The sequence below is a fragment of the Microcoleus sp. Pol11C3 genome, assembly GCF_036701485.1.
GTDB lineage: Bacteria > Cyanobacteriota > Cyanobacteriia > Cyanobacteriales > Microcoleaceae > Microcoleus.
In genome coordinates, this window is record NZ_JAUBQW010000201.1 from 1 (window position 1) to 7,578 (window position 7,578).

At 45.1% G+C, this 7,578-nt stretch carries 7 protein-coding genes; 4 read left to right on the plus strand and 3 right to left on the minus strand.

Annotation, left to right across the window (positions count from 1 at the left end):
• Positions 1-207: 207 nt before the first annotated feature.
• From QUA40_RS26660 to QUA40_RS26670, 3 genes are all read right to left on the minus strand, one after another.
• Positions 208-2,154, minus strand: coding sequence for an efflux RND transporter periplasmic adaptor subunit (locus QUA40_RS26660; protein ID WP_445301203.1), 1,947 nt, complete (start codon positions 2,152-2,154; stop codon positions 208-210).
• 189 nt (positions 2,155-2,343) lie between these two features.
• On the minus strand, positions 2,344-2,541 hold the full coding sequence (locus QUA40_RS26665; protein WP_333131462.1) for a hypothetical protein: 198 nt from the start codon (positions 2,539-2,541) through the stop codon (positions 2,344-2,346).
• A 342-nt stretch (positions 2,542-2,883) separates the two neighbouring features.
• Positions 2,884-3,603: a DUF305 domain-containing protein gene (locus QUA40_RS26670; RefSeq protein WP_333131464.1), complete on the minus strand. Its 720-nt coding sequence runs from the start codon at positions 3,601-3,603 to the stop codon at positions 2,884-2,886.
• A 322-nt stretch (positions 3,604-3,925) separates the two neighbouring features.
• Between QUA40_RS26670 and QUA40_RS26675 the strand changes: the two genes are divergently transcribed.
• The 4 genes from QUA40_RS26675 (at position 3,926) to gloA (ending at position 7,484) form a co-directional block, all read left to right on the plus strand.
• Positions 3,926-4,120, plus strand: coding sequence for a heavy-metal-associated domain-containing protein (locus QUA40_RS26675; protein ID WP_333131465.1), 195 nt, complete (start codon positions 3,926-3,928; stop codon positions 4,118-4,120).
• A gap of 79 nt (positions 4,121-4,199) precedes the next feature.
• Complete coding sequence (locus QUA40_RS26680) at positions 4,200-6,455, plus strand: heavy metal translocating P-type ATPase (protein WP_333131467.1); 2,256 nt, start codon at positions 4,200-4,202, stop codon at positions 6,453-6,455.
• A 19-nt stretch (positions 6,456-6,474) separates the two neighbouring features.
• A complete protein-coding gene (locus QUA40_RS26685) occupies positions 6,475-6,987 on the plus strand; it encodes a cupredoxin domain-containing protein (RefSeq protein WP_333131469.1) in 513 nt (170 codons plus the stop codon).
• 110 nt (positions 6,988-7,097) lie between these two features.
• Entirely contained in the window at positions 7,098-7,484 is a 387-nt protein-coding gene (gloA, locus tag QUA40_RS26690) for a lactoylglutathione lyase (protein ID WP_333131471.1), read from the plus strand.
• The last annotated feature ends 94 nt before the right edge of the window (positions 7,485-7,578 follow it).

Below are 7,578 nucleotides of genomic sequence, written 5' to 3' on the forward strand. Positions count from 1 at the left end.
GATTTAACCACTCAAAAACATTAAACATTTTAGCACTTGATTAGATAAAGTTATCACCACAAGTTCTGAAGAGCCAAATTTAATTGCTATATGAGACTTATTGCATAAATCTTGGCTCGGTCGGTCAACCGCAGATAAACGCAGCTAAACGCAGATAATTTCAAGATACTTTGCGACTTTCGCAAGAGGTCTAAGTAGAGCAATTTTTTACTTCAAACTCTTGACTTCTGCCTCTTGAGTTTGAACGTGGTGGTTGTCATTGTGTAACAGCAATTCATCGTTCAATGCGGGTGCAGAGGCGAAAAAACCATTATTATTTCCAGAATCTCCTGCTATTGTTGGCAATTTGCGCCGATTTCCCCAGAACACGCCCGCTGTAAAAGTCAGGGATGCGATCGCCACTCCTCCCCCTATTCCCGCCCACCATAAAGACACGGGTAAATTATTAAAATTAACCTCTGTTGCCTTTGGAGTTGCCTCTTTCTTTTCCTCGTCTTTTGAGGCCTTGCTGCCGCCCCGCAAAGATTGTGCGTAAAGTTGAGGTGCGCGCTGTGTTACAATCAAATCTCCCTCGAATAAACCGCTCTTAACTTCAACTAAATCTCCGGCAGTTTGACCGACTTCAATGTCAACAGCTTGATAAGCATCGCCATTTTGGACGTAAACGGTTTTTTTACCGCTAACATCCACTACCGCCGCACTCGGAATTGCTAAAATATTTGTGGCAGTTTTGTCGGTTAAAATCTCCAACTCAGCAAACAGTCCCGGCTTTAATTCGCCGCTACTATTATCTAGTTCTGCTTTCACCGGCACAACTCGCGTTTCTCCTTCCACGGATGACCCAATTAAGGCGATTTTTCCTTTGAAAGTGCGATCGGGTAAATTAGCGACTTTTACCCTGACTTCCTGACCCTGTTTTACTTGATTCAGGTCTTTTTCGTAAATATTGGCTGTGGCAAAAACGCGGCTGTCATTTAACAGACTCATCAACGGTTTTTCAGCGTTTACTGACTCTCCTGGGGTGATGAAGCGATCGGCTACCGTCCCCGAAATCGGAGCAACTACAGTAACGAGTCCTCGATCGTTGGCAACAGTTCCTAATTGTTGCAGTCGCGCTTGATAGGCTGCGTCAGCCAAGCGAATGCGCGACTGAGCGACTTCGACGGCAGTTTTGCCGCGTTTGACTTGGTTCTCCGCTTCTAGGACTTCCCGGCGGCTCTGAGCTCTGGTAAGTTGAGCTTTTGCTTCTGCTACTCTGCCTTGAGATTCCCGCAATTCCCGCATAGGGAGGTCTACTTCGGCTTGTCTAATTTCCGTTTCGGCTTTGATAACTTCAGGACGGCTTTTTGCCTTAGCAACAGTGGCTTTTGCTTCCGCGAAGTGGGCTTGCGATTCCAGCATTGTGCGCCGCGCGATCGCTCCTGATGCCGCTAATTCTTTGTCGCGATCGAACTGTTCTTTAGCAATAGTTAATTCTGTTTCTGCCCGGGCTATTTCGGCTTGCGCTATTTCAACTTGACGTTGATAGTTTTCTTTAGCGGCTTGCACAACTGAACGCTTGTTTACTAATTCTTGTTCTCGCTGGTACTGCTTACTTACCGCTGTCAATTGGGTTTGGGCTTGGGCGATTTCTGCTGCGGATATTTGAAGTTGGCGATCGTAATTTTCCCGTGCTAGTTTTATATCGCCTGCAGCTTGCTGCAAATCTGCCTCAGCTTCGGCACGTTTCGAGAGAGATTCAACCCGCAACTGTCCTAATTCTGAACTCGATAAAACCGCAACCGGTTGACCTTTTGATACTTTGTCCCCAGGCTTAACCAACAACTCTACTACTTTGCCAGCAACAGCAGCCGTCACTTCGACTTTTTGGTTGGGCAAAGTTTCAATTTCTCCTGTGGTTTTGATGCCGATATCTAGTCGCTGGCGGGCGGCAGCGGAGACTTTAATACCTAATCGTTTTGCTGTTTCGGCATCCACAGAAATAGCAGCAGGAGTTTGAGTTGTTTCGCCGCTTTGGTGAAATTCATTTCCGTGGCCAGCGTGGGCAAAAACGACAGCCGGATAACTTAGCAAAATTATGCTAAACAAAGTTCCCGAAAAGCTGCTAATAATTGCCGGACATTGAGCATATTTGTGAAATATCATCGTTGGCATTGTCCTTGAAAGCAGGTTAAGTGCCACAGGTTTAGCAGTTGGTATTTTGCCAAGGTAAGTAAGGCCAATTAACGGGAGCTACTTATTAGCATTTTCCAATAAGTGACTGCTAAGCAATGACCAAGAGCTAGAAATGCTCTACTCAACCTAGTATTTCACTGCCCAATGAAATTAGGATGAAATTTCGCATCAGCAACCCAGATGCCCACCAGATCCTAAAATACGAAGATAAGTTTCGCCTAATGACAAGCGATTTTGCTGTAGATTTTTTTCCGCTTTTTTTATCTCTGCTTGCGCTTCAATTTCGTTTGTCAATGCGCTCACTAGCTCATCTACGGCTGCATTTGATTTATAAGTTGTGTTTAATTCCAAGCTGTTCAAGATCATGAACTACCCCCTCTATATAGCTTTTTGCTGACTTATCTACTACTTTAGAGGTAGGGCTGCTCCATTGTCTACAGTATTCTTACGTAACTTTCTACTACTTTAGAGGTAGGGCAGCTCAATTATCTACAGTGTGTGTAAGTAAGCTCAGGAAACTGAGGTGGAGTCAGACAAATGCTGACAGCCACAGTCGAGCTACATTACTTTGTCTACCAAGGTTGTCGCCACTTTTTCATGTCTTCAATTTCTGGCCTTTGTGAAGCAAGTATTTCCTGAACTATTGACCTGATGTGACTCATGTCACTCATTTTCGGGATTTGGGTCACGTTTTTTAGGTGAGCTAAATTACTGTTTGTACCAAGCTTGCCGCCACTGTTTCATTTGCTCAATTTCTTGCTTTTGCGAAGTCAGAATTTCTTGAGACAATTTCTTCATTTCCGGGCGTTTTGACTTCTTCAAAGCATCTTCAGCCATCACTAAAGCTCCTTCGTGGTGAGGAATCATCGCATTGATAAATCGCAAGTCAAATTGGTCGTCAGCGGCCCCTAAATCCATGCTCATCATCATGCTTTGCATTTGTTCGGGAGTCATTGCCATCATGTGACCCATTTGAGCGTGATAAGCCATCGGCGTACTGCTGGTTTTGGGATACCAAATTTTTCGCCACTCTTTCATTTGATTAATTTCGCGGTTTTGAGCAGCAATTATATTAGTGGCAAGTTTTTTCATCTCCGGGCGTTTTGATTTGTTAAGCACCTCTTTTGCCATGTTTACAGCACCTTGATGGTGTACTGTCATGCCATCAATAAATCGCAAATCGTAGTCGGCATCAGCAGGGCCTAAATCCATTGACATCTTGTGATTCATGCCATGATTCATGCCACCCATGCCGCCGCCTTGTGCCACGTCTTGCTTGTTGTTTGCTTCGGTTGCAGCCGTAACATTTGGGGCTGGAGTTTCACTGGAAGGGGCTTTTGAACAAGCTGTAAGCACTCCGCTGGTTAAAGCGGCTGTGGCGGTCAATATCAGCGCTGCAAAGCCTGTTTTTAATGAAATTGGTTTCATCGATTTTATATCCTTAAAACTGCCATTTATCTTCAGTTTTCCACATATAAATGAAATTAGGATGAAATTTTTGCCTTGGAATTGTAAATAATTATTGCTGTGCCGTCGATTTAACTCAGATTTAAGATTTCCAAGACTGACTTGAACGAAATTATGTAGGGTACACAGTGCGCGCCTTACCCCTAGGGGTAGGGTGTCAAACCACTTTTTTCATAATTCCTGATTTATTTTGCAATTCCCCTTGACTCTCCAGTTGACTGGAGACTTTACAATGGAGTTAATTCATTGATTGAGCAGAGTAGTTTCTGCTGAGGTTCAAATTATGACTTTACAGCTAAAAGTTCCTAAGATGGCTTGTTCTGCTTGTGCGAATACAATAACAAAAGCAGTCCAAGCCATTGATTCAGCCGCTGCTGTTGAGGCGGATCTCAAGACAAAATGGGTCACGATTAAAACCGCTAAGTCAGAAAGTGAAGTTAGGAAAGCGATCGCATCTGCTGGCTATCCAGTCAGTTGACTGTTGACTGTTGACTGTTGACTGTTGACTGTTGACTGTTGATAGTTGCAAGTAAATTGTCGAACTTAGGAGTGCATATATGGACAATCTCACACTTAAATTGCGGGGCATGAGTTGTGCTTCTTGTGCTGCCTCTATCGAACAAGCCATTCAATCTGTTTCCGGCGTAATTGAGTGTCATGTAAATTTTGGGATGGAACAAGCAACCATCCAATACGACTCTAAGCAAACCAACTTAGAAACAATTCAATCGGCTGTTGATGCTGCGGGATACCAAGCTTTGCCGCTTCAAGAAATGGCGGCGACAGAGGATGATTCCGAACAAGCCGATCGCAAATCGGAATCTCAAAACTTGAAGCGGAAACTCTGGACAGCAGGTATCATAAGCATCCTGCTAGTTGTGGGCGCTATTCCGGCGATGACGGGCTTGCACCTGCCATTTATTCCCGCATGGCTGCACAATTATTGGCTGCAATTAGTCCTGACATCACCCGTACAATTTTGGTGCGGAAGATCGTTTTATGTGGGAGCTTGGAAATCCCTAAAACGGCGGGTGGCGACAATGGATACCTTGATTGCCTTGGGAACGAGTGCTGCTTACTTTTATTCTGTGTTTGTGACATTTTACCCCGGTTTATTCACGGCAAAAGGTTTGAATTCGGGCGTTTACTACGAAGTTGCCACTAGCGTTGTCGCCTTAATTTTGTTGGGGAAAACCCTAGAAAATCGGGCGAAGGGAGAGACTTCGGAGGCCATTCGCAAACTCATGGGTTTGCAAGCAAAAACTGCTCGGATAGTTCGCAACGGGGAAGAGTTGGAAGTGCCGATCGCCGAAGTGGAGATTGGCGACATCGTGCAGGTGCGGCCGGGAGAGCAAATCCCCGTAGATGGAGATGTTATTGAAGGCTCTTCCACAGTAGACGAAGCAATGGTTACGGGAGAAAGTTTCCCTGTTAAAAAGCAGCTTGGCGACGAAGTTATCGGAGCCACAATTAACAAAACTGGCAGCTTTAAGTTTCGGGCAACAAGAGTTGGGAAAGATACATTTTTAGCTCAAATTGTCAAGTTGGTGCAGGACGCACAGGGGTCAAAAGCACCAATTCAAAAGTTAGCAGACCAAGTGACTGGTTGGTTTGTTCCCGCAGTAATTGCCATCGCTTTAGCTACTTTTATCATCTGGTTTAACGCGACTGGAAACATCACTCTAGCCACAGTGACAATGGTGGAAGTGCTAATTATTGCCTGTCCCTGCGCTTTGGGTTTAGCGACTCCGACTGCTGTGATGGTTGGCACGGGGAAAGGTGCAGAAAACGGGATTTTAATTAAAGGAGCCGAAAGTTTAGAATTGGCTCACAAAATCCAAATTATTGTGTTAGATAAAACTGGAACTCTCACAGAAGGCAAGCCGACGGTAACTGATTTTGTGACAATTAGGGGAACGGCGAACAGCAATGAGTTAAAGTTGCTACAATTGGCGGCATCTGTAGAACGAAATTCGGAGCATCCTTTGGGGGAAGCTGTTGTTAGATACGCTCAATCTCAAGAGGTGAAGTTGACGGATGTTAAGGATTTTGAGGCGATCGCGGGGAGTGGTGTTCGAGGGGTTGTAGCGGGAAAGTCGATCGCTCTGGGAACGCTCAGGTGGATGCAGGAACTAGGCTGCGATACTGAATATCTGGAACTGCGCGGGAGAGCTTTGGAAGCTGCGAGCAAAACGGTTGTTTGGATGGCCTCCGAGGGCAAAATAGAGGCAATTCTTGGCATTGCGGATGCTCTCAAACCGTCGTCCGCGCAGGCGGTGAAAGCGCTTCAAAAGCTCGGTTTGGAGGTGGCGATGCTGACGGGGGATAATCGCGCGACTGCGGAGTCGATCGCCCAATCTGTCGGTATTACTCGCGTTTTTGCCGAAGTTAGACCCGACCAAAAAGCAGCTCAAATTCAAGCCCTGCAACGGGAAGGAAAAATTGTCGCGATGGTGGGAGATGGGATTAACGATGCACCGGCTTTGGCCTTGGCAGACGTGGGAATTGCGATCGGCACCGGCACAGATGTGGCGATCGCAGCCAGCGACATTACCTTAATTTCAGGAGATTTGCAAGGCATAGTTACAGCCATTAAACTTTCCCGCGCCACCATGCGGAACATCCGCGAAAATCTGTTTTTTGCGTTTATTTATAACATCGCTGGAATCCCGATCGCCGCTGGTATTTTATACCCGATTTTCGGCGGGCTGCTCAATCCAATTATCGCCGGCGGAGCAATGGCTTTTAGTTCAGTTTCCGTACTTACTAATGCTTTGCGCTTACGGAATTTTAAACCAAAATCTATTGCATAAATTTGGAGGAATTATAAAAATGTTACACCATCGTCAAATTTTGGGAATTCTCGCGAGTTTAGGACTTGTGATGGGAATGGCATCGGGAGTTCAAGCTTCCGAACAGTCCGTCCAGCATTCTACATCAACGAATCAATTCCACAGCATTGAACAGCCACTAGGTGTAAAAATTGGCGTAACAATAGGTGGTTTGACATTAATGGGTTTAGAGTTGTGGTGGTTTTTGTTCAGTAAAGATAAAGGACAGAAAGCTCAATATATTCAGGGGATACAAGAGTTGACTATTACTGTAGACGGGGGTTATGAGCCTGCCACTGTAGTTGTGAAAGCAGGTCAATTAGTCAGGCTCAATTTCTTGAGGCGCGACCCCAATAGTTGTCTTGAAAAAGTGTTGTTACCAGATTTTTATATTGTGCGAGAATTACCTCTAAATCAGGTAACGGCTGTGGAATTCACCCCTAAAAAACCTGGACGATACCTATTTACTTGTGGCATGAATATGTTTAGGGGTGTGGTGGAAGTACAAGGCTAAATCAAATAGACAGTTGTCAACCTGCGCCAATTGCGACGGTTGAGGCGCGAGTTTTTTTCGCAGGAAATAGCTAAAATAAATGAAAGCTTAAAAAATTTGGAGTGAGCTAAATGCAACTACTACACACGATGCTCCGAGTCGGCAATCTGGAAGAGTCCCTCAAATTTTACACCGAGGTTCTGGGCATGAAATTGCTGCGACAAAAAGAGTATCCAGACGGTAAATTTACTCTGGCTTTTGTTGGCTACGGCGACGAATCAGACACTACAGTTTTGGAGTTAACATACAACTGGGGCGTCACAGAGTACAATTTAGGGGATGCTTACGGTCATATTGCGATCGGCGTTGACGACATTTACGGTACTTGCGATGAAATTAAAGCCCGCAGCGGTAAAGTTATTCGCGAACCCGGCCCAATGAAGCACGGTTCAACTGTCATCGCTTTTGTGCAAGATCCAGATGGATATAAAGTTGAATTAGTTCAACTGGAAAAATAGCTACCAATATTGCTAGAAAGCTTAGCGGGTGACAAGGCACCTCTAGTCTAAACAGGACAAAGGTTTGAGAGAATGGTAAGGTAAAAAAATAAGG

Excerpts from the sequence above, each read along its gene's own strand:
- QUA40_RS26660 (WP_445301203.1), bottom strand. The coding sequence starts at position 2,154 with ATGCCAACGATGATATTTCACAAATATGCTCAATGTCCGGCAATTATT.
- QUA40_RS26665 (WP_333131462.1), bottom strand. The coding sequence starts at position 2,541 with ATGATCTTGAACAGCTTGGAATTAAACACAACTTATAAATCAAATGCA.
- QUA40_RS26670 (WP_333131464.1), bottom strand. The coding sequence starts at position 3,603 with ATGAAACCAATTTCATTAAAAACAGGCTTTGCAGCGCTGATATTGACC.
- QUA40_RS26675 (WP_333131465.1), top strand. The coding sequence starts at position 3,926 with ATGACTTTACAGCTAAAAGTTCCTAAGATGGCTTGTTCTGCTTGTGCG.
- QUA40_RS26680 (WP_333131467.1), top strand. The coding sequence starts at position 4,200 with ATGGACAATCTCACACTTAAATTGCGGGGCATGAGTTGTGCTTCTTGT.
- QUA40_RS26685 (WP_333131469.1), top strand. The coding sequence starts at position 6,475 with ATGTTACACCATCGTCAAATTTTGGGAATTCTCGCGAGTTTAGGACTT.
- gloA (WP_333131471.1), top strand. The coding sequence starts at position 7,098 with ATGCAACTACTACACACGATGCTCCGAGTCGGCAATCTGGAAGAGTCC.